Origin of the sequence: Streptomyces sp. BHT-5-2 (assembly GCF_019774615.1) — a bacterium.
Lineage (GTDB): Bacteria > Actinomycetota > Actinomycetes > Streptomycetales > Streptomycetaceae > Streptomyces.
Genome location: NZ_CP081496.1, coordinates 895,511 through 914,986, shown reverse-complemented (window position 1 = coordinate 914,986; position 19,476 = coordinate 895,511). Strand labels below are relative to the sequence as shown.

Sequence of the window (19,476 nt, the reverse complement as noted above, 5' to 3'; positions counted from 1 at the left end):
ATGCGGAAAGGCGTGCAGGACGGGGCGTTGTCAGTGGTCGGTGGCACGCTGAAGTCGAGGGATTCGGAGGGTGGTTGGACGGGGCCACGGAATCGGAATACCGGACAGGAGGTGTCGGGTATGGGCGGGAGCCTGGTCGCCATGACGAGCGGGAACGGGCATGAGAACGGGCACGGGAGCGGGCGGGAGGACGGCGCGGCCTGTTGGGCTGCCGCGGAGGCCGCGGTGCCGGAGTTCGCCGCGGCGGTGCGCGAGCGGTTCGGGGCGTATCGGCACCACGTCCTGGCCACGCTGCGCAAGGACGGTGCGCCGCGGCTGGGCGGCCTGGAGGCGGATTTCCGGTACGGCGAGCTGTGGTTGGGCCTGATGATCGGCTCGCGCAAGGCGCTGGACCTGCGGCGGGACCCGCGGTTCGCACTGCACGCCAACCCAGGCGGCGGGACGGATCTGGCCGAGGGCGATGTACGGGTCGCCGGCCGGGCGGTCGAGGTGACCGACCCCGGACCGAAGGCGCGGTACGCGGCGGCGGCCAAGCCCCCGGAGCCGTTCCACCTCTACCGGGCGCTGCTGACGGAGGTGGTGCGGACGTCCGCCGAGAAGCCGTTCATCAAGCTGGAGATATGGCGACCGGGCCGCCCGCTGCGGACGATACGACGGACGTCGGACGATCCGGGGGTCCTGGAGCAATGGGGGTAGTCCGTGTCGCGGGCCCCTTACCGCCCCTTCGGTCAGCCGGCCGTGCGGGTGCGGGAGGGGCCGTCGTCCGGTTCCAGGTGCCAGCTGATGATGCGCCGCGGATGGATCCGGATCACCTCGCTGCTGAAGAACTCCGGTGCCATCGGCGGGGCGTCGAGGGTGAGCACTTCGGCGCGGCCGCGGATCTCCACACCGCGGCCCCAACCGGGCGCGACCGGATCGTCGTCCGGGGCCATGTCGTCGATGATGAGCGAGACATCGGGTCGGGCTTGCGCGTTGCGGTACTTCTGGCTGCGGCTGAGCGCCGGCCCGCCGATGTCGAGGGTGTCGTCGTCGTTGAGGACGAAGCCGACCGGGCGCACTTGCGGCCCGCCGTTCGGGCCGGTCGTCGCCAGGCGGGCCAGCGGCTGTCCGGCGAGGTAGGCGCGCTCCTTGGGGGTGAAGAGCGGGCCGGTGGCGGCGGCCGGGGAGGGTGCGGCGGCGGTCTCCGGCGTGTGCGCGGGGCCGGGCGGCGTCCGGTCGGGGTGCGGTGTCGTTGCCATGGGGAGAGGCTAGAACCTCAAGTGCGATTGAGGGCAAGGGTGTTGATCGCGACGCCTGATCCGTCGGGGTGTCGACCGGGGCGCGTCCGCTCGGCGTCAGTGTGCGGCGTGCGGGACGTGGGGCCGTCGGGTCGTGTGGGCATGGCGGGGGCGGTGCAGACCGTGCGGCTCCCGTTCGCGATGGGTGCGGAAGACGTAGAGCGAGGCGATGAACATCACCCCGAACATCACCAGTCCCCAGGCCGTCGACTTCAGGACCGAGGGCGTGCTGCCGCCGAGGGAGTAGAGCCAGCCCATCGACGCGCCGAAGAGCGCGCCGTACGCCAGGGCGCGGGTCTCGGTGATCATGGTCGACTGGAAGTGCACCAGCGTTACGCCCAGTGCTCCGGTGACCACCGCCGCGATCAGTCCGAGGAGGGCGGCCTGGCCGCCCTTGGCGCCGTTGGTGTGGTCCATCCAGATCGTGTAGCAGCCGAAGCAGAGCGCCGCGATGATCGGGAGCACCAGGGCGGGCCGCATACGGCGGCCGGGCGCCTCGGGGGTGGTGCGCTCCACGGGGCCGGAGAGCGTTGCGCCGTGTTCCGGCTCGACGGTGCCGTGCGAGCGGGCGGCCCGGGCCTCGGGCCGCCGCTCCCCGCCGGTGTGCGGGTCGCGGTGCGCGTGCGGGTCCATGACGGGCTCCTCTCGTTCGCCCTTCCAGTCCAGGCGACACCCGGGGGTGGGCGGCGTCAACTGGAACGGCCGGCCCGGGGCCCGGCCGGATCGGCCCGGGTCCCTCCCGTCGGTCGCTGTCACGGGTCCTTCGGCGCTATCGCAGGTCCTTCTGGTACCACGCGACGTCCCAGTAGCGGTCGAACTTCCGGCCCACCCCCGTGAACGTGCCGATGTGGCGGAAGCCGAAGCGCGCGTGGAGGCGGGCGGACGCCTCGTTGGGCTGAGCGATCCCGGCATAGGCGCGGTGCACGTCCTCCTCCGCCAGAGCCGCGAAGAGCGCCGCGTAGAGCAGCGTGCCGACGCCCCGACCGGCGGCCTCCGGTGCGCAGTAGACCGTTGTCTCCACGGACGTCGCATACGCGCCCTTGGGACGAAACGGGCCGCTGGTGGCATACCCGAGCAGGTGGTCGTCGGCGTCCCGCGCAACCAGAAGGCGGTGCGGGCCGTCTTGGGGGTGGGAGAGCAACCACGGGCGACGTCGCTCGGAGCTGAAGGGCTCCGTGTCGAATGTGATGGCCGTCTCACGAATGTAGTGATTGTAAAGATCCGTAAGGGCTGTGAGGTCCGTCTCGGCGCCCGCTCTGACCTGCACGTCCCCCTGCTCAGGTGGCATCTGTCCTCCCTCGTGGCGGTGCAGGGTACTGCATGATCAGAAAAATAGGGGCGCGGCATGGGAATTCTGTCCGGATTCCAGCCGTTGTTTCCTTCGGACGGGTCAGCCGGTCGCCACTGGCAGTCCACAGACCGATGATCCGCTCCACCGTCCCGCGACCGACTCAGCGCAAAGGGAGCATCCGCATGGCAACCCGTGCCGTCGCCCGTCGTCAGGCCAGCACCACCGGCTCTGGCGAGGCCAACAGCGTTCGCGCAGCAGGCGGAGACATCGCCGACCGCGACCTGGTGGGCATGTATCTCGACGAGATCGCGCGCACGCCCCTGCTGGACGCCGCCAAGGAGGTGGAGCTGTCGCAGACCATCGAGGCCGGGGTCTACGCCCAGCAGATCCTGGACGGCGAGATCACCGACACCGACGCCGCGGGTGCGAGCCGCGAGGAGCTCGAAGCGCTCGCCGCCGAGGGCGAGCGGGCCAAGGACGTCTTCATCCGGTCCAACCTCCGTCTGGTCGTCGCCGTGGCCCGCCGCTACCCGCGCTCCGGCCTCCCCCTGCTGGATCTGATCCAGGAGGGCAACGCCGGCCTGGTGCGCGCCGTCGAGAAGTTCGACTACGCCAAGGGCTTCAAGTTCTCGACGTACGCGACGTGGTGGATCCGCCAGGCCATCACCCGTTCCATCGCCGACCAGTCGCGCACGATCCGGCTCCCCGTCCACCTCGTGGAGGAGCTCGGCCGGATCCGCCGGGTCCAGCGCGAGTTCAACCGCGAGAACGGCCGCGACCCGGAGCCCGAGGAGGTGGCCGGCGAGCTGGGTTCCACGGCCGCCCGCGTCACCGACGTCCTGGACTGGGCCCGCGACCCGGTCAGTCTCAACATGTCGGTGGACGACGACGGCGACACCCAGTTCGGCGACCTGCTGGAGGACACCTCCGCCGCCTCCCCCGAGCAGTCCGTGCTCACGCTGCTGCGCAGCGAGGAGCTGGAGGATCTGATCGACCGCCTCGACCAGCGCACCGCGTCGATCATCAAGGCGCGCTACGGCATCGAGGACGGCCGCGAGCGCACGCTGACGGAGGTCGGCAAGCAGCACGGCCTGACCCGTGAGCGGATCCGCCAGATCGAGAAGCACGCGCTGCTGGAGCTGAAGCGGATGGCGCGCGACACCGGGTTCGACGCGGCGGCCTGAGCCGTCGCGGCCCCTGGCGGGGCCGGCCCGGTCGTAAGCGGACCGGCGCCGTGGCGGCGTGCGGCGGTGCGGTGTGCCCGGCGTGCGCGCGACGGACCGCTCTGATCGTGGGATGCGGTGCCGGCGCGGGACGCCGGTCACCCGTTGGTTGTGGATGGGGCGGGCCCCGATGCCGTAAGTGGCGTCGGGGCTCTTTCGCGTGCGCGCCCGCGGAGGGGCCGGCGGGTCGGGGCGGCCCGCCGCCCGGGCGGTGCTCCGCTCGGCAGGCCGCCCGGCGGCATGCCCGTTTGGGTCCGATCTGATGTCCGAGTCTGTTTACTTGGCGGATGGTGGGGCGTAACATCCCGCTGAAACCACAGGTTCGGGCATGGAACGGACACAGACGCAGATGTACGCACCCGAGCGCCAGCAGGAGATCCTGCGGCTCGCCCGTGAGAGCGGGCGGGTCGATGTGCTCTCCCTCGCCGAGGAGTTCGAGGTCACCGCCGAGACCGTACGGCGCGACCTGAAGGCGTTGGACCGCGCCGGCCTGGTCCGCCGGGTGCACGGCGGCGCCATCCCGGCCGGCCGGCTGGACTTCGAGCCGGACCTCGCCGAGCGGGACGCGGTCGCCGCCGACGAGAAGCAGCGCATCGCCCGCGCCGCGCTCGCCGAGCTGCCCGGCGGCGACGGCCCCGGCAGCGTGATCCTCGACGCCGGCACCACCGCCGCCCGACTCGCCGCCGAGATCCCGTTGGAGGCCGAGCTGACCGTGGTCACCCATGGGCTGCCGGTCGCCGCGCGGCTGGCCGACCACCCCGGCCTCACGCTCCACCTCGTGGGCGGCCGGATCCGGCACCGTACCCGGGCCGCGGTCGACGACTGGGCGCTGCGGGCCTACCGGGAGATCAACGCCGATGTGCTCTTCCTGGCGACCAACGGCTTCTCCCTCGACGGCGGGCTGACCACCCCCGACCTCGCGGAGGCCGCGGTCAAGCGGACGTTGCTCGCCGCCGCGCGGCGGGTGGTGCTGCTCGCCGACTCCGCCAAGTTCGGGCAGCAGCACTTCGCCCGCTTCGGCGAGTTGTCGGACGTGGACCTGCTGATCACCGATACCGGGCTCGGCCCCGAGGACGCCCTCGCCATCGAACGCGCCGGCACGGAAGTGATCCGCGCATGACGCCGAGCGATCCGCCTCCGACCCGTACGTCTTCCGCCCTCCGCGCCTCGTAACCCACGTCCGCATCACCGAACCGGTACCCCGAGATGATCCTCACCGTCACCCCCAACCCCAGCCTGGACCGCACCTACGAGATTCCGGTGCTGGAGCGCGGCGCCGTCCTGCGGGCCACCGCCGACCGGATCGACCCCGGCGGCAAGGGCGTCAACGTCTCCCGTGCCGTCGCCGCCGCCGGCCACCGCACCCTCGCCGTCCTGCCGTTGGGCGGCCCCGCGGGCGCGGCACTGGCCGGGCTGCTGCGGGACGAGGGCATCGACGTGGCGGGCGTCCCGGTGGCCGGGCAGACCCGCTCCAACATCGCCGTCGCCGAGCCCGACGGCACTCTGACGAAGATCAACGCGGCTGGTCCCGAACTCACCGCCGACGAGTCCGAGGCGCTGCTGGCCGCGGTCGCCGAGCACTCGGCGGGCGCCGGCTGGATCGCCTGCTGCGGCAGCCTGCCGCGCGGTCTGGCGCCCGAGTGGTACGCCGAGCTGGTCGCCCGGGCGCACCGCGCCGGCGCCCGGATCGCCCTGGACACCTCCGGCCCGTCGCTGACCGCGGCGCTCCGCGAACGCCCCGACATCGTCAAGCCGAACGCCGAGGAGCTGGCGCAGGCCGTCGGCCGCCCCCTGGCGACCCTCGGCGACGCGGTCGAGGCCGCAGAGGAACTCCGTTGCCGGGGCGCCCGGGCGGTGCTCGCCTCGTTGGGCGCCGACGGCCAGCTGCTCGTCGACGCGGACGGCGCGCACTTCGCCGGCGCCCCGGTCGCCGCCGTCCGCAGCAACGTCGGCGCCGGGGACGCCTCGCTCGCCGGCTTCCTCGCCGCGGGCGGCAGCGGCGTCCCGGCGCTGGCCGCGGCGGTGGCGCACGGCGCGGCGGCGGTGCAGCTGCCCGGCAGTCTGATGCCGACGCCGTCGGACCTGGCCCCGGAGCGGGTCACGGTGACCGCCGAGGTGCCGCTCGGCCGGGCGCTGACCGAACCGGTCCCCGATGCCCCCGCAGCACCCCGTCCCCACCGCCCGCACGGCGGTACCGCGCGCAAGGGAGCCCGCGATGAGTGAGTTGATCAGCGCGGATCTGGTCGATCTCGACCTGTCCGCCGCAACGAAGGACGCCGCCGCCCGTTCGCTGGCGGAACGGATGGCCGCCGCCGGCCGGGTCACCGACCTGGAGGGCTTCCTCGCCGATGTGGCCGCCCGCGAGGCGCAGATGCCCACCGGCCTGGACGGTGGCATCGGGATCCCGCACTGCCGCAGCGCGCACGTGACGGAGCCGACGCTGGCGTTCGGACGGAGCGCGGCCGGCATCGACTTCGGCGCCGCGGATGGCCCGGCCGACCTGGTCTTCCTGATCGCGGCCCCGGCGGGCGGCGACGCGGACCATCTGTCGATCCTGTCGTCGCTGGCGCGCCAGTTGATGGACGAGGCGTTCACCGGCGCGCTGCGGTCGGAGACCGAGCCGGCGCGGGCGGCGGCGCTCATCCGGGGCGAGCAGCCGGAGCCGGCTCCCGGGCCGACGGCCGAGCCGGCCCCATCCGTCCCTTCCGCCTTCTCGGCTCCCTCCTCTCCCCCCGCCGCTTCTTCTCCCTCAGCCTCCTCTTCTCCCTCCGCTCCATTTCGTATCGTCGCCGTCACCTCCTGCCCCACCGGTATCGCGCACACCTACCTCGCCGCCGAGTCGCTGGAGAAGGCCGCGCGGGCGGCCGGCGTCGAACTCGCCGTGGAGACCCAGGGCTCGGCCGGCTTCCGGAGCCTGGACCCGCAGCTGGTCGCGGCCGCCGACGGCGTGATCCTCGCGCACGACGTCGAGGTGCGGGACCGGGAGCGGTTCGCCGGCAAGCCGGTCGTCGACGTCGGGGTGAAGGCCGGCATCAACCGCCCCGCCGAACTCATCGCCGAGGTACGGGAGAAGGCCGCCCGCGAAGCCGCCCACGAAGGGGCCGCCGCCGCGCCCGCGCGACCCGCCGCCCCCATGGACCGGGGCGCCGACGCCACCGACGGCCCTGCCACCCGGCTCCGCAAGTGGTTGATGACCGGGGTCAGCTACATGGTGCCGTTCGTCGCCGCCGGCGGGCTGCTGATCGCGCTCGCCTTCGCGATCGGCGGCTACACCGTCGACAAGGCGCCGTCGGTCGCCGACCACTTCGTGTGGACGGAGTCGGCCAGCTGGGCGGCGCTGCTCTTCCAGATCGGCAGCACCGCCTTCGGCTTCCTCGTCCCGGTCCTGGCCGGCTTCATCGCATACGGGATGGCGGACCGACCCGGCCTGGTCCCCGGCTTCGTCGGCGGCGCGGTCGCGCTCACCGTGGACGCGGGCTTCCTGGGCGGGCTGATCGCCGGTCTGCTGGCCGGCACGGTGGTGCGGGCGGTCCAACGGGTCGGCGTGCCACCGGTGTTGCGCGGCATCATGCCGGTCGTGGTGATTCCGCTGCTCTCCTCGGCGGTGGTCGGCTTCCTGATGTTCCTGGTGGTCGGCAAGCCGGTCGCCGCGCTCCAGAAGGCCCTCACCGGCTGGCTGACCGGCCTCTCCGGTGCCAACGCCGTGATCCTCGGCGTGCTGCTGGGGCTGATGATGGCGTTCGACCTCGGCGGACCGCTCAACAAGGTCGCGTACGCCTTCGCGGTCGGCGGCCTGGCCACCCCCAATCCCGGCAGCCTGAAGGTGATGGCCGCGGTGATGGCGGCCGGTATGGTCCCGCCGCTGGCGATGGCGCTGGCCACGGCCGTGCGGGGCGGGCTCTTCACGCCGGCCGAGCGGGAGAACGGCAAGGCCGCCTGGGTGCTCGGCGCGTCCTTCATCACCGAGGGCGCCATCCCGTTCGCCGCCGCCGACCCCCTGCGGGTGATCCCCTCGGCGATGGCCGGCGGCGCGGTCACCGGCGGTCTGTCGATGGCTTTCGGCTGCACCCTCCGGGCCCCGCACGGCGGCGTCTTCGTCGTGCCGCTGATCGGCCGGCCGCTGCTCTACCTCCTGGCGGTCGCCATCGGCACCGTGGTCGGCGCCGCGCTGGTCGTCCTCCTCAAGCGCCTGCGGGCCCGCCCGGCAGCGGTGCCGGCCGCGGACATACCCGCCGCGAGGTAGCCGCCCGCTCACCGGTGACCGTTCACCGGTGACCGCTCACCTACGGGTAACCACCCACTAATTAGTGCGTACTTGTCCCGGACCACGCCCCCGCCAAAACTGATCACCAAGAGATCGTCACGAAACAGTCGGGAGCGCAGTTCCGTTATGTCGGCGGGGAATTCGGTAGGGCATTCGGTGGGCAATTCGGTGGGGAACTCGATGGAGTACCCGGTGGGAGAAGCGGTGCGGAAGAACGTCACCGTGCTGGGCCTGGGAGACATGGGTACGGCCCTGGCGGCGGCGCTGCTGGCGGCCGGTCACCGGGTGACGGTGTGGAACCGTACGGCGCGCAAGGCCGACGCGCTGGTGGAAAAGGGCGCCCGGCGCGCGCTCACTCCGGCCGAGGCGATCGCCGCGGGCGAAGTGGTGATCGTCTGCATTCTGGACTACGCCGCCGTCGGCCCGCTGCTGGCCGACGACGGTGCAGGTGAGGCGCTCAAGGGCCGGGTCGTGGTCAATGTGACCAACGGTTCGCCGGCCGAGGCGCGGGAGCTGGCGGAGCGGGTTTCCGGGCTCGGCGCGGACTATCTCGACGGCGGCATCATGGCCGTCCCGGAAATCATCGGGCAGCCGCAGGCATTCGTGCTCTACAGCGGTGCCGAGAAGGCTTTCCGGGCGCATCGCGAGGTGCTGGACGCCTTCGCCCGCAGCGTTTATCTGGGGGCGGATCCGGGCCTGGCGCCGCTCAACGACCTGGCGCTGCTGAGCGGAATGTACGGCATGTTCGGCGGTTTTCTGCACGCGGCCGGCCTGGTGCGCTCGGCGGGCGGGAACGTCGCGGAATTCACCCGGGAACTCCTGGTGCCGTGGCTGCGGGCGATGGCCGACAACCAGCTGCCCGCGATGGCGGAGCAGGCCGACTCCGGGGATTACGGCGCCACCGGCTCCAACCTCGCCATGCAGGTCTCGCACGACGCCATCGGTGACGTCAGCCAGGCGCAGGGCGTCAGCACGGAACTGTTCGGCCCGCTGTGGGAGCTGATGAAGCGGCGGGTGGCGGACGGCCACGGCACGGAGAGCGTCGGGGGAGTGCTGGAGCTGGTCCACCCCCGCGAACGCCGGGCGTGACACCGCCCCGATAGGCGAGCCCCCGGACACGACCTGATAGGCGAGCCCCTGCTCCGCCCCCCTCGCGCGCAAAAGGCGGCGACCGCCCCTCCCGGAAGGCAGGAGGAGCGGTCGCCGCCTCGTATGCGTCAGCGGGGCCGGTCGGCCGTCAGGAGTCGCTGCCCGCCGTCCACGCCGACCACGACATGTTCCAGCCGTTGAGGCCGTTGTCGGGCTGGACGGTCTTGTCCTTGGAGTTCTTGACGATGACCACGTCGCCGATCAGCGAGTTGTCGTAGAACCACTTGGCCGGGGTGTCGCCACCGCCGCCCTTGTTGTCCTCCAGGCCCACACAGCCGTGGCTGGTGCCGGTGCGGCCGAAGATCGACGAGCTGCCCCAGTAGTTGCCGTGTATGAAGGTGCCGGACGACGACAGCCGCATGGCGTGCGGCACGTCCTTGATGTCGTACTCGCCGCCGAAGCCGACCGTCGAGCCGTCCATCCGGGTCTGCTCGAACTTCTCCGAGATCACCATCTGGCCGTTGTAGGTCGGGTGGTCGGGGCTGCCGCCGGAGATCGGGATGCTCTTGATGACCTTCCCGTCCTGCTTGACGGTCATGGTCTGGGTGTCCATGTCCACCGTGGAGACCTGCGAGCGCCCGATGGTGAAGGACACCGTCTTGGACTGCACGCCGGTGATGCCCGGGCCGCCCTTCACCCCGTCCAGGTCGATCTTCATGGTGACCTTGGAGCCGGCCTTCCAGTAGTCCTCCGGCCGGAAGTCCAGCCGCTGGTTGCCGAACCAGTGGCCGACGACCTTCTGGCCGCTGCTGGAAGTCACCGTGATGTGGGACCGGACGTCCTTCTGGTTGACGATCGGCTTGTCGAAGTTGAACGACACCGGCATGCCGACGCCGACCGTCTTGCCGTTGTCGGGCGTGAACGAGCCGATGAAGCTGTGCGACGACGAGACCGTGGTGAAGGTCGCGTTCTCGGTCGCCGGACGGCCCTTGGCGTCCTTGGCGTTCGCCACGATCTTGTACTTGGCGCCGCGGTCCAGCTGCGCGCCGGGCTTCCAGGAGGTGCCGTCCGGCGATATGGCGCCGGCGACGTCCTTGCCGGTGTCGACGGCGGTGAGCTTGACGTCCGTCAACTTGCCGCCGGTGACCTTCACCCCGGTGTCGTTGATGCTGGCGTTGGTGGCGCCGTCCTTCGACGAGACCTGGATCTTGGCGTCGGAGGCGTCCTTGGCGGCCGCGGCGTCCGCTCCGGCCTGCCCGTTCTTGCCGTCGCCCTGGCCCGCCTCGGCGTCGCCGCCGCAGGCCGCCAACGACAGCGCGCCCGCGGCGAGCAGCGCGGTGAGCGCCAGGGCGCGGCGGGTACGGCGGGCGCGGCGGGGGGCGGCGGAATCGCGTGACTCGGTCTGAAGCTGCTGGTGGGCGGTGCGGGACGGGGCGGGCGAAGGGTTGTCCAGCGATGTCACGAGCTGCTCCATACAGGGGTGTTGTGATTCCGTGCTGGTAAACAGCACCTACGGGTGGATTTGGTTGCGGGTACCACCTCGTTGTGACGAAGGTCACATTCGCGGTGGCGGGGGTCGGCCGTCCGGCCCTGACAGCCAGGTTCGCAGTGCCGTGCCGTCTTCGTCCAGGCCGGGTGGCGCCGTCGGTTGTACCACCGGCGTGCCCGGCAGGCGCAGCGGGCTGGCGACTTGGAGGACCCGGCCCGCGCCGACCGGAACGACCGGGTCCAGCCCCGGCCGCGCCGCCAACTCCAGCGCCTCGGAGAGGCCGTTGACCGGGGCCGCACGGCACCGGTGCCGCCGTCAGCCGCTCGGGTGCCGGTCGTCCATCGGGCCGGGGTCCCGGCCGGTCGCCAGATGGGCGGACGCCTGGTCGACCGGCGACGCCAGGGGCGAGGAGGGCAGAGCGGCCTCCACGGCCCGGCCCGCGCCGGATCCGAAGCCGGTGATCGTGCAGTGCGCCAGGCCCGGGTCGGCGGCCGGCGTGGCGGCCGGGTCCAGGGAAGTCGGCCACGAGGATGCGGTCGAGGGCGCGCGGGGCGGCCCCGGAGGGCGCCCGGACCGGCCGCGACGCACACAGGGGACGCGCGCAAGGAACACACGTGTGGTGTCTGGAATGCGGGGAAATGTCATAGGAGATGTGTCACTTAGGGATTTGTGGCCCAAGATCCCCTGTTGGAAGGCCAGACGCGTGGTGTCTACTGGGGCCTAGCCCAGCGCCCACTTGTTCGGGAGGAACAGCATGCTCCCCTCCGTTTCGATTCTCCAGCAGATCGGCCTAGGCGTTCTGCTGGTCATCGTCGTCCTCTGGGCGGTCGGCCTGATCGGACTGACCCGCCGCGGGCACCACGGCACCGGCGCCCCGTTCCCCTTCCGTAGGCGGCCGTCCCGCGCCCGGATCCGGCTCGACGCCGTACCGCGCCAGACCGGCCCCGGCGGGCCCGCCTCGGAGAACGTCGACCTCACCCCCGCCGAACGACAGGCGTTCGACGACCTCGTGCGGCAGCTCAGCAGCCGAAGTTGACCCCCCGTCGGCCGGGCGCACCGGTCCTCCGGTGCGCCCGGCTCACCGCACCGGCCCCAGCTTGAGCAGCGCCAGCGCCGCCAGCATCTGCACCGACACCGCGGCCGCCGACCGCCGCGTCGGCAGATGGTGCTGACCACGTATCAGCAGCACCGCGAGGAAGTAGCCGAACCCCCACGTCGTCCACGTCGCGGCCTGCACGAACGTGGAACTCGCCGGCAGCCACGCCGCGATGAGCAGCCGCGGCAGGTCCGTCACCCAGAAGAGCACCACGAACAGGCTCGCCGTCGGCGCGAACCGCCCGTTGCCGCCGAGCGTCCGCGCTATCGCGTGGGTGACCGCCCCCAGCCCCAGACTGGCCAGCAGCAGCACCGCCTCGGCCAGCCCGGCCAACTGGAGCGCCGCCGCGGGGCCGGCCGTCCACTGGGCGCGGAACGCGTCCACCGAGACGATCCCGATCCCGCCGCTGATCAGGCACAGCAGCACCGCCGCACTCCACGCGCTGCGGTCCCGCGCCTCGTCGAAGACGTCCACCGGCCGGTACCAGAGCCCGAATATCAGCCGGTGCCACCACAGCCGCTGCCGCACCGGCTCCCGGCGGGCGGGCGCGGGTGCGGGGGGCGGCGGCTGCACCAACGTGGGCGGCGGCGGGGGTGGCTGGGCACCCGAGGGCGCGGCGGCGCGCCGGCCGGGCCGTGCGGGGGGAGGCGTGGGGGGCGGCGATGCGGACATACGGCCGTTTCTACCACCGGCCGCGCCGGCACGACGCGCGGGCGTCGAGCGGAACATGAGGCCGACCGCGACACCCGGATGAGACGCTCGACCGGTGACGCTTCAGACACCGGAGCACGACGAGGCACACGGCGGTGGCCTCGGCAGCCGCCTCAACTGGCTGCGCGCGGCGGTCCTCGGGGCCAACGACGGGGTGGTCTCCACCGCCGGACTCGTCGTCGGCGTCGCCGGCGCCACCGACTCGCGCAGCACACTGCTGACGGCCGGGCTCGCCGGACTGCTGGCCGGCTCGATGTCCATGGCCGCCGGCGAATACGTCTCGGTCTCCACCCAGCGCGACTCCGAGAGGGCCGCACTGGCCCTGGAGAAGCGCGAACTGGCCGCCGAACCGCAGGCCGAACTCCGGGAACTGACCGAACTCCTGGAGGGCAAGGGCCTCAGCGGCGCACTGGCGCAGGAGGTGGCAGAGCAGCTGACGGCCCATGACGCGCTGCGCGCCCACGCCGAGGTGGAGCTCGGCATCGACCCCGACGAGCTCACCAATCCCTGGCACGCCGCGGGCGCCAGCTTCCTCGCCTTCACCGCGGGCGCGCTGCTCCCGCTCCTGGCGATCGTGCTGCCGCCGGCCGGCCAGCGCCTGTGGATCACCGTCCTGGCGGTCCTCGCGGCCCTGACGGTGTGCGGCTGGACCAGCGCCCGCCTGGGCACCGCCCCCGTCGCCCCGGCGGTCGTGCGCAACGTCGCCGGAGGCGCCCTGGCCATGGCCGTCACCTATGTGGCGGGGACCCTCCTGGGGGCGGTGGGGGCCTAACTGCCGCCCGGCCCGGTCGCCCCGTACAGCTCGGTGTACGACGGGAAGCGGCCGCCGGGGCCGTCCACCGGGGTGGCGGCGCGGGCGGCCTTGACGACGGCCCGGGTCAGGACGTCGGCGCCGGTGGCCAGGAGGTCGTTCAGGACGCCCGCTTCCAGGTGGACGGCGAAGACGGGGTCGGCCAGCGCCTCCGCCTCGGCGAGCGGACGGGCGCCGGTGGCCAGCGTGAAGACCGTGTCGCCGTCGTTGAGGAGGTGCACGGGGCGCAGCGCACGGGCCAGTCCGTCGTGCGCGGTGCCGGCGAGCTTCTGGGCCTGGGCGCGGGTGAGGACGGCGTCGGTGGCCACCACCGCGAGGGTGGTGTTCAGCGGCGGGTGGACGGAGGCGGCCGAGCGGGCCGCGGAGATCTCCCGGGCCTCGGCGAGGCGGCTCCGGGCGGCCGCGTGGACCTCCGGTGCGGGGAGCGGGCCGGGTGCGCCGTAGAGGGCGCCGGTCCGCGGGTCGGCGAAGGAGCCCGCGGAGTTGACGGCGGCCAGCGCGGCGACGGTTATCCCGGAGGGCAGGACGGCGCTGGCGGAGCCCACGGCGCCCTTGAGGCCGCCCGCGACCGCGCCGGTGCCGGCGCCTACGACGCCCTGGCGGACGGGCGCACCGGGCGCCGTCCGGGCGGCCTCCTCGACGGCGGCGCGCCCCAGGGCGGCGTCCGGGCGGGCCCGCCAGTCGCCGCCGCGCCCCAGGTCGAAGAGGGCGGCGGCGGGCACGACGGGGACGACCTGGGCCGGGTCGGGGCCGACCCGGAAGCCGCGGTGCCGTTCCTCCAGCCAGCCGACGACACCGGACGCCGCGTCAAGTCCGAACGCCGAACCGCCGGTCAGCACGATCGCCTCGACCCGCTGGACGAGGTTGCGGGGGTCGAGGGCGTCGGTCTCCCGGGTGCCGGGGCCACCGCCGCGCACGTCGACCGCCGCGACGGCGCCGCCCTCGGGGGCCAGGACGACGGTGGTGCCGGTGAGCCAGCCGTCACCGATGCGCTGGGCGTGCCCGACCCGCAGGCCGGGGACATCGGTCAGGGCGTCGTGCGGGCCCGGGGGGTGCGGGGTGTCCCCGCCCCCCGGCTGCCGCTGGTGCTGCCGCGTGTCGGTCATGGGGGCATGCGTACCACGCGGGCCCCGCCCGGCGCGGCCCGATGGCCGAGCGGGGTCAGTGGCCGACCGGGCCCATCACGATGACCGGGTGGAGGGCCGGGTCGAGGGTGCGCAGCAGTGCGCGCATCACGTCGGGCTTGAGGCTGACGCAGCCCTGGGTGGGGCCGTCGTGGTCGACGTGCAGCCAGACGCCGCCGCCCTTTTCGTCGCCCAGGGGCCGCCGGCCGTCCAGCGGGGAGGAGCCGGGGACGCGGTTGTAGTTGATGGCGATGACGTAGTCGAAGGCGCCGGCCAGCGGCTCGCCCTCGACGCCGGTGCCGTGCGCGACGAAGCTGGTGTTGTGGTCGTAGGGGAGCTTGGTGCCCTCGGGCGCGGGCAGCCGGCCGCCGGCGTCGGTGAGGCTGTAGACGCCCTGGGGGGAGCGCAGGTCGCCGTAGCGGTGCTGGGTGGTCCATCCGTGGGCGGCGTTGTGCGCGGACCAGGCGGGGCCGGCCTCCCAGAGGTCCGAGCCCTGCTCGCGGGTGTAGAGGACGACCCGCGAGTCGTACGAGTCGGTGCCCTTGCCGGTGACGACGAGGACCTGGCGGGCGTTGGCCGGTATGCGCTTGCGGGCGGCGTCGCTGAGGTCCGGGATGGTGCGCAGTCCGCGGGCCGCGTCCGGCGCGGCCTGGTGGGGCGCCGGGGTGTCCGGGCTGGAGACCGTCCGGGCCGCGCCGCTCTTGGCGTCCGGCCGGCCGTTGTGGTCGTCGCCCGAGGCCGGCCAGGCCCACAGGGCGGTGCCGACCAGGGTGGAGAGCGCGAGGCCGCCGACGGCCTTGCTGCGCCGGGACAGTCTCCTGCGCGCACGGGACTGGGCGTGGCGGGCTGCCATGTCTGGCGTCTCCTCAGGTACGGACGGGCGGACGGCCCGTGGGTCGCTGCGGGACCGCAGAGCCCCCAGGCATAAAAAGGGCAATCTGCACCCTACCGCGTTCCGGTGGGGCCGCTTCCGCGGGCCGTGGTGAACGGTAGAGGGCATGAGGATGACGCCGCACGCCGAGTGGTCCTTTGGTATGGGAATGCGGGGAATGATCGCGGTCGAGGGCTATGTGACGTGCCGCGGAGGGCGTGACGGGGTGGCCCAAAGTTGGCCGGAATGCGACCCAAGTCCGCTCTGTGAAGGGTGAGTTGGCAGGAGGGATCGCCGGGTGCGCCGGGTGCTTTCCGGCCGCTCGGCGGGTGGTCCGGCGGCCGGGCGCGGCGGGCGCGCGTACGGCCGTTCGGCACGCTTACGGGGGACGGCGCGCCGGGCGGGCGCCGCTCACACCCGTACCCGGGATGGGCCGACCGGCGGCCGCTACTCCTCCTCCAGAGCGGTGCCCTGGCGGGCCGTCAGGGTGACGCCCACCGCCACCGTGGCGGCCGCCACCAGACCCGCCAACGGGACCGCGACACGCCCGGCGGACGTACATGCCAGAACCAGAACGGCGGACACTGGCAGGACCAGTTGCTGGGCGAGACCGCGCTTCTGGTGGCGGGAGTGGATCAGCCACACCGTGAACAGGTAGAGCGCGCCCGGCACCGTGACACAGGCCGCCGCCGCGTACACCGGCAGATGCGTGCCGCCGGCCGACTGCTCCACCGCGATCTCGATCCCCGCGCCGATCGCCGCGGCCGAGCAGAACACCAGGTAGTGGCCGTATCCCCACAGGAACGCCTGGCGGTTGGAACGGAGGTGGAGGTGGATGGGGACCGCGAAGTAGATCCAGTACGCCGCGAAGACCAGCAGCAGGCCGCCGGCGGCGATCGGCAGCAGCGTGCCCGGGTCGTGGTGCTCGTCGAGCGCCGACTGCACGGCCACGGTCGCCGCCGAGACCGTCTCGCCCAGCACGATGAGGGTGAACAAGCCGTAGCGCTCGGCGATGTGGTGCGGGTGCCAGGTCGTCTGCCGCCGGCGTTCGGCGAGCGCCGGGACCGACAGCTCCAGCGTGCCCATCACCAGGAACACCCACGGGGCGTCGCCCGGCGGCAGGAACAGCAGTGCCAGCCAGCCGACCTGGCAGACGGTCACCCCGAGGGCGTAGTGGAGGGCGGTGCGCCGTTCGGCGCCCCGCGCACCGTGGGCGGCCCGCAGCCACTGGCTGACCAGCGCCAGCCGCATCACCAGATAGCCGCACCACACCACCCGGAAGTCGCCGTGGTCGAAGGCCCGCGGGACGCCGGCGGCCAGGACGAGGACACCGGCGATCTGAACGAGCGTCACCACCCGGTACAGCACGTCGTCGGTGTCGTACGCGGACGAGAACCAGCTGAAGTTGAGCCACGCGAGCCAGATGGCGAAGAACACCATCAGATAGCCGACCACGCCGTGCCCCGGATGGCCCTCGGCCAGGGCGTGCACCAGTTGGCGGCCGGCCTGGGCGATCGCCACCACGAAGCACAGGTCGAAGAACAGCTCCAGTGGGGTGGCGGCGCGGTGCGCCTCGTTGCGGCTGCGCGCCTGCATCAGAACCGTCACGTTGCCCCAGCCCCTCTCGTCGGCCGCCGGTCGAGTGGCCCTCAGTAGAGCGCGGGACCGGCGGCGACGGGGGCAGCGGGGCGCGGCGTGTCGGGGCGGGCCGCCCGCTAGTCGGCCACCGCCTCCACGATCGACGCGAAGCTCGGCGTCGGGAGCACCCGGGTCAGCCGGAAGTCGGCGGCCGCCAGCAGCGCCGCGAACTCGTCCGCGTTGCGCTCCCGGCCGTCGAAGACCGTCAGCATGGCGATGTCCATCGTCTTGCCGAAGTGCGGGGCGTTCCCCGGCGGCAGCACGCAGTCGACGACCAGCAGGCGGCGGCCGGGCGCCATCGCCGTACGGCAGCCGCGCAGGATGCGGCGGCAGGCGTCGTCCGGCCAGTCGTGCAGCACGTGTTTGAGGACGTAGAGGTCGCCGCCCTCCGGGACGGAGGTGAAGAAGTCGCCCTCCTGGGTGCGCCAGCGGCCCTTGAGCTCATCGGCGCCCAGCAGGTGGTGGGCCAGTGGCGGCGCCAGGTCGAAGAGGACGCCGGTCAGCTGCGGATGGCGACCCAGCACCGCGCGCAGCAGGCCCCCGCGGCCGCCGCCGACGTCGACGACGGTGCCGGTCTCGGGGAAGGGATAGGCGGCGGCCACCGCGTCGTCCACCGGGGCGGCCAGCGACGCCGTCCCGTCGTCGAAGAGCGTGCGCCCGGCCGGATCCGACTCCAGATGGGCGAAGAGCGGCGTGCCGAAGAGCCGCTCGAAGGAGGCGCCGCCGTGCCGTACCGCCTCGGGCAGGCCGGCGGACGTCCGCAGGAACAGGTCGTCGGTGAGCATCATGACGGCGGGGTGCAGGGAGTCGGGCACGTCGGTGCGCAACTGCCGGGCCGCGGGCGTCAGTTGGTAGGCGCCCGCGGTGTCCTCGCGGAAGATGCCGCGGGCGGCGAGGTAGCGCAGGACGCGGCGCAGGTGCGGGGCGTGGGTGTCGGTGGCGGCGGCCAGTTGCTCGGGGGTGCGCGGGCCCGCGGTGAGCCGGTCGGCGATGCGGTAGTGGGCGGCGGTGCGCAGCGCGGCGGAGAACAGATGGCCCATGGCCTGGTCCATGAGGTGGGTCGCGAGATCGGCCGGCTCGTCCGCCGGTCGGGTGGGTGAAGTGGCCAACGTCAGCCTCCGGTCGTCGGCTTGGGGATGCGCTGCGCCACGTCGCAGGCATGGTGATCCACGGTTGCAGGCGGGGGCGGTGGTGTCACGGGGGACCGGACACCGACCCGCTGCGTACCGGCCAGCTCAGGACGGCCCGGCCGGCGGGAACGGAGCCGGGCGCGCCGCGGGAACGCGCCCGCCCCAGGGGCAGACGGCGGCGCCCGCGCATGGTCGAATGCGCGTATGAGCGACCGTGACCATGCCCTCCCCTCATCCGTCCTGGCACCGCTCGACGCCCGCCTCGCGGACCTCGTGGCCCTCTACGAAGACCTGCACCGCCACCCCGAACTCGCCTTCCAGGAGACCCGTACGGCCGCCGAGGCGGCCCGCCGGCTGACCGCGTACGGCTACGACGTGACGACCGGAATCGGCGGCACCGGCGTCACCGGGGTACTGCGCAACGGCCCCGGCCCGGTGGTCCTGCTGCGCGCCGACATGGACGCGCTGCCGGTCACCGAGAACTCCGGGGTGCCGTACGCCTCCACCGTCCCGGGTCGGATGCACGCCTGCGGGCACGACGTCCATGTGACCTGCCTGCTGGGGGCCGCCGACCTGCTCGCCGCGGGCCGCGCGCACTGGTCGGGGACGCTGGTGGTGCTGTTCCAGCCGGCCGAGGAGGCGGGCAACGGCGCCCGCGCCATGCTCGACGACGGCCTCTACAGCCAGGGCCTGGTGCCCACGCCCGACGTGGTGCTGGGGCAGCACGTCGGGCCCTTCGGTGCGGGGCTGATCGCGTACTGCCCGGGGGCGTGCATGGCCGCCGCCGACACCCTGGAGATCACCTTCCACGGGACCGGCGGCCACGGTTCGCGGCCGGAGACGACGGTGGACCCGATCCTGATGGCGGCGGCGTTCGTGCAGCGGGTGCAGTCGGTGGTGGCGCGGGAGATCGCCGCGAAGGAGCAGGCGGTGGTCACGGTCGGCTCGTTCCACGCCGGGGACAGCGCCAACGTGATACCGGACCGGGCCGTCGTCCGGCTCAGCGTCCGCAGCTTCGACCAGAACGTGCGGACCGCCGTGCTGGCCGCCGTCGACCGGATCGCGCGGGCCGAGGCGGCCGCGTCCGGTGCGCCGCGGGAGCCGGAGACCAGGAGGCTGGAATCCTTCCCGCCGACCGTCAACGACACGGCGGTGCTGGCGGAGGTCAACGCGAGCTTCACCGGGCTCTTCGGCGAGCAGCGGGTGTTCGCCTACGAGCCGGCGACCGGCAGCGAGGACGTGGGGCTGCTCGCGAGCGCCGCCGGGGCACCGCTGTACTACTGGTGGCTGGGCGGCTGGGACCCGGACGAGTTCCGCACCGCGCTGGCCGCCGGGCGGCTGGCCCAGGACATCCCCTCCAACCATGCGCCGCAATTCGTCCCGCTGGCCCGGCCGACACTGGAGATGGGCGTGCAGGCGCTGACGGCCGCGGCGCTGAACCGGCTGGACGGGGCGTAGCCGG

General features: G+C 73.3%; 18 protein-coding genes. 9 read left to right on the top strand and 9 right to left on the bottom strand.

The genetic code is table 11. The features are described 5' to 3' along the window. Window positions 1-141: 141 nt before the first annotated feature. Entirely contained in the window at window positions 142-696 is a 555-nt protein-coding gene (locus tag K2224_RS03845) for a pyridoxamine 5'-phosphate oxidase family protein (protein WP_260692327.1), read from the top strand. A 32-nt stretch (window positions 697-728) separates the two neighbouring features. Here the strand turns inward: K2224_RS03845 and K2224_RS03840 are convergent, their stop codons facing one another. From K2224_RS03840 to K2224_RS03830, 3 genes are all read right to left on the bottom strand, one after another. Next, window positions 729-1,238: a PPOX class F420-dependent oxidoreductase gene (locus tag K2224_RS03840; protein WP_221905257.1), complete on the bottom strand. Its 510-nt coding sequence runs from the start codon at window positions 1,236-1,238 to the stop codon at window positions 729-731. A 96-nt stretch (window positions 1,239-1,334) separates the two neighbouring features. Further along, window positions 1,335-1,910 (bottom strand): DMT family transporter, encoded by a 576-nt coding sequence (locus K2224_RS03835; protein WP_221905256.1) that lies wholly within the window; start codon window positions 1,908-1,910, stop codon window positions 1,335-1,337. A gap of 136 nt (window positions 1,911-2,046) precedes the next feature. After that, entirely contained in the window at window positions 2,047-2,565 is a 519-nt protein-coding gene (locus tag K2224_RS03830) for a GNAT family N-acetyltransferase (RefSeq protein WP_221905255.1), read from the bottom strand. A gap of 185 nt (window positions 2,566-2,750) precedes the next feature. On the opposite strand from K2224_RS03830, the gene K2224_RS03825 reads away from it, so the two are divergent. From K2224_RS03825 to K2224_RS03805, 5 genes are all read left to right on the top strand, one after another. Continuing rightward, complete coding sequence (locus tag K2224_RS03825; protein ID WP_221905254.1) at window positions 2,751-3,752, top strand: RNA polymerase sigma factor RpoD/SigA; 1,002 nt, start codon at window positions 2,751-2,753, stop codon at window positions 3,750-3,752. Window positions 3,753-4,140: 388 nt separating this feature from the next. Beyond that, on the top strand, window positions 4,141-4,911 hold the full coding sequence (locus tag K2224_RS03820) for a DeoR/GlpR family DNA-binding transcription regulator (protein ID WP_221909416.1): 771 nt from the start codon (window positions 4,141-4,143) through the stop codon (window positions 4,909-4,911). Between the two features lie 86 nt (window positions 4,912-4,997). Further along, entirely contained in the window at window positions 4,998-6,014 is a 1,017-nt protein-coding gene (gene pfkB, locus K2224_RS03815) for a 1-phosphofructokinase (protein ID WP_221905253.1), read from the top strand. Beyond that, window positions 6,007-8,034 carry a fructose-specific PTS transporter subunit EIIC gene (locus K2224_RS03810; protein ID WP_221905252.1) on the top strand — a complete coding sequence of 676 codons (2,028 nt, stop codon included), beginning with the start codon at window positions 6,007-6,009 and terminating at the stop codon, window positions 8,032-8,034. The genes pfkB and K2224_RS03810 overlap by 8 nt, the downstream gene beginning before the upstream one ends. 201 nt (window positions 8,035-8,235) lie before the next feature. Further along, on the top strand, window positions 8,236-9,144 hold the full coding sequence (locus K2224_RS03805) for an NAD(P)-dependent oxidoreductase (protein WP_221905251.1): 909 nt from the start codon (window positions 8,236-8,238) through the stop codon (window positions 9,142-9,144). 148 nt (window positions 9,145-9,292) lie between these two features. On the opposite strand, the gene K2224_RS03800 is transcribed toward K2224_RS03805, so the two are convergent. After that, complete coding sequence (locus K2224_RS03800) at window positions 9,293-10,618, bottom strand: Ig-like domain-containing protein (protein WP_221905250.1); 1,326 nt, start codon at window positions 10,616-10,618, stop codon at window positions 9,293-9,295. A gap of 769 nt (window positions 10,619-11,387) precedes the next feature. Between K2224_RS03800 and K2224_RS03795 the strand changes: the two genes are divergently transcribed. Beyond that, entirely contained in the window at window positions 11,388-11,669 is a 282-nt protein-coding gene (locus tag K2224_RS03795; RefSeq protein ID WP_221905249.1) for a hypothetical protein, read from the top strand. 42 nt (window positions 11,670-11,711) lie between these two features. Here K2224_RS03795 and K2224_RS03790 read toward each other — a convergent pair whose 3' ends face one another. Beyond that, window positions 11,712-12,401: a YIP1 family protein gene (locus tag K2224_RS03790; RefSeq protein WP_260692326.1), complete on the bottom strand. Its 690-nt coding sequence runs from the start codon at window positions 12,399-12,401 to the stop codon at window positions 11,712-11,714. 94 nt (window positions 12,402-12,495) lie between these two features. Between K2224_RS03790 and K2224_RS03785 the strand changes: the two genes are divergently transcribed. After that, the gene (locus tag K2224_RS03785; protein WP_221905248.1) at window positions 12,496-13,212 is read left to right on the top strand and encodes a VIT family protein; all 717 of its coding nucleotides are present in this window, start codon (window positions 12,496-12,498) and stop codon (window positions 13,210-13,212) included. Here K2224_RS03785 and K2224_RS03780 read toward each other — a convergent pair. The 4 genes from K2224_RS03780 to K2224_RS03765 all read right to left on the bottom strand — a co-directional run bounded on the left by K2224_RS03780 (window position 13,209) and on the right by K2224_RS03765 (window position 17,993). Next, a complete protein-coding gene (locus K2224_RS03780; RefSeq protein WP_221905247.1) occupies window positions 13,209-14,357 on the bottom strand; it encodes a P1 family peptidase in 1,149 nt (382 codons plus the stop codon). The genes K2224_RS03785 and K2224_RS03780 overlap by 4 nt on opposite strands. Window positions 14,358-14,412: 55 nt before the next feature. Further along, a complete protein-coding gene (locus K2224_RS03775) occupies window positions 14,413-15,228 on the bottom strand; it encodes a L,D-transpeptidase family protein (protein ID WP_221905246.1) in 816 nt (271 codons plus the stop codon). A gap of 465 nt (window positions 15,229-15,693) precedes the next feature. Then, a complete protein-coding gene (locus tag K2224_RS03770; protein ID WP_221905245.1) occupies window positions 15,694-16,854 on the bottom strand; it encodes a low temperature requirement protein A in 1,161 nt (386 codons plus the stop codon). A 107-nt stretch (window positions 16,855-16,961) separates the two neighbouring features. After that, a complete protein-coding gene (locus K2224_RS03765; RefSeq protein WP_221905244.1) occupies window positions 16,962-17,993 on the bottom strand; it encodes a methyltransferase in 1,032 nt (343 codons plus the stop codon). A gap of 225 nt (window positions 17,994-18,218) precedes the next feature. Here K2224_RS03765 and K2224_RS03760 point away from each other — a divergent pair, with 225 nt between their 5' ends. Beyond that, window positions 18,219-19,472: an amidohydrolase gene (locus tag K2224_RS03760; protein WP_221905243.1), complete on the top strand. Its 1,254-nt coding sequence runs from the start codon at window positions 18,219-18,221 to the stop codon at window positions 19,470-19,472. The last annotated feature ends 4 nt before the right edge of the window (window positions 19,473-19,476 follow it).

Coding starts and splice junctions, on each gene's coding strand:
- K2224_RS03845 (WP_260692327.1), top strand. CDS start 142: ATGACGAGCGGGAACGGGCATGAGAACGGGCACGGGAGCGGGCGGGAG.
- K2224_RS03840 (WP_221905257.1), bottom strand. CDS start 1,238: ATGGCAACGACACCGCACCCCGACCGGACGCCGCCCGGCCCCGCGCAC.
- K2224_RS03835 (WP_221905256.1), bottom strand. CDS start 1,910: ATGGACCCGCACGCGCACCGCGACCCGCACACCGGCGGGGAGCGGCGG.
- K2224_RS03830 (WP_221905255.1), bottom strand. CDS start 2,565: ATGCCACCTGAGCAGGGGGACGTGCAGGTCAGAGCGGGCGCCGAGACG.
- K2224_RS03825 (WP_221905254.1), top strand. CDS start 2,751: ATGGCAACCCGTGCCGTCGCCCGTCGTCAGGCCAGCACCACCGGCTCT.
- K2224_RS03820 (WP_221909416.1), top strand. CDS start 4,141: ATGTACGCACCCGAGCGCCAGCAGGAGATCCTGCGGCTCGCCCGTGAG.
- pfkB (WP_221905253.1), top strand. CDS start 4,998: ATGATCCTCACCGTCACCCCCAACCCCAGCCTGGACCGCACCTACGAG.
- K2224_RS03810 (WP_221905252.1), top strand. CDS start 6,007: ATGAGTGAGTTGATCAGCGCGGATCTGGTCGATCTCGACCTGTCCGCC.
- K2224_RS03805 (WP_221905251.1), top strand. CDS start 8,236: ATGGAGTACCCGGTGGGAGAAGCGGTGCGGAAGAACGTCACCGTGCTG.
- K2224_RS03800 (WP_221905250.1), bottom strand. CDS start 10,618: ATGGAGCAGCTCGTGACATCGCTGGACAACCCTTCGCCCGCCCCGTCC.
- K2224_RS03795 (WP_221905249.1), top strand. CDS start 11,388: ATGCTCCCCTCCGTTTCGATTCTCCAGCAGATCGGCCTAGGCGTTCTG.
- K2224_RS03790 (WP_260692326.1), bottom strand. CDS start 12,401: ATGTCCGCATCGCCGCCCCCCACGCCTCCCCCCGCACGGCCCGGCCGG.
- K2224_RS03780 (WP_221905247.1), bottom strand. CDS start 14,357: ATGACCGACACGCGGCAGCACCAGCGGCAGCCGGGGGGCGGGGACACC.
- K2224_RS03775 (WP_221905246.1), bottom strand. CDS start 15,228: ATGGCAGCCCGCCACGCCCAGTCCCGTGCGCGCAGGAGACTGTCCCGG.
- K2224_RS03760 (WP_221905243.1), top strand. CDS start 18,219: ATGAGCGACCGTGACCATGCCCTCCCCTCATCCGTCCTGGCACCGCTC.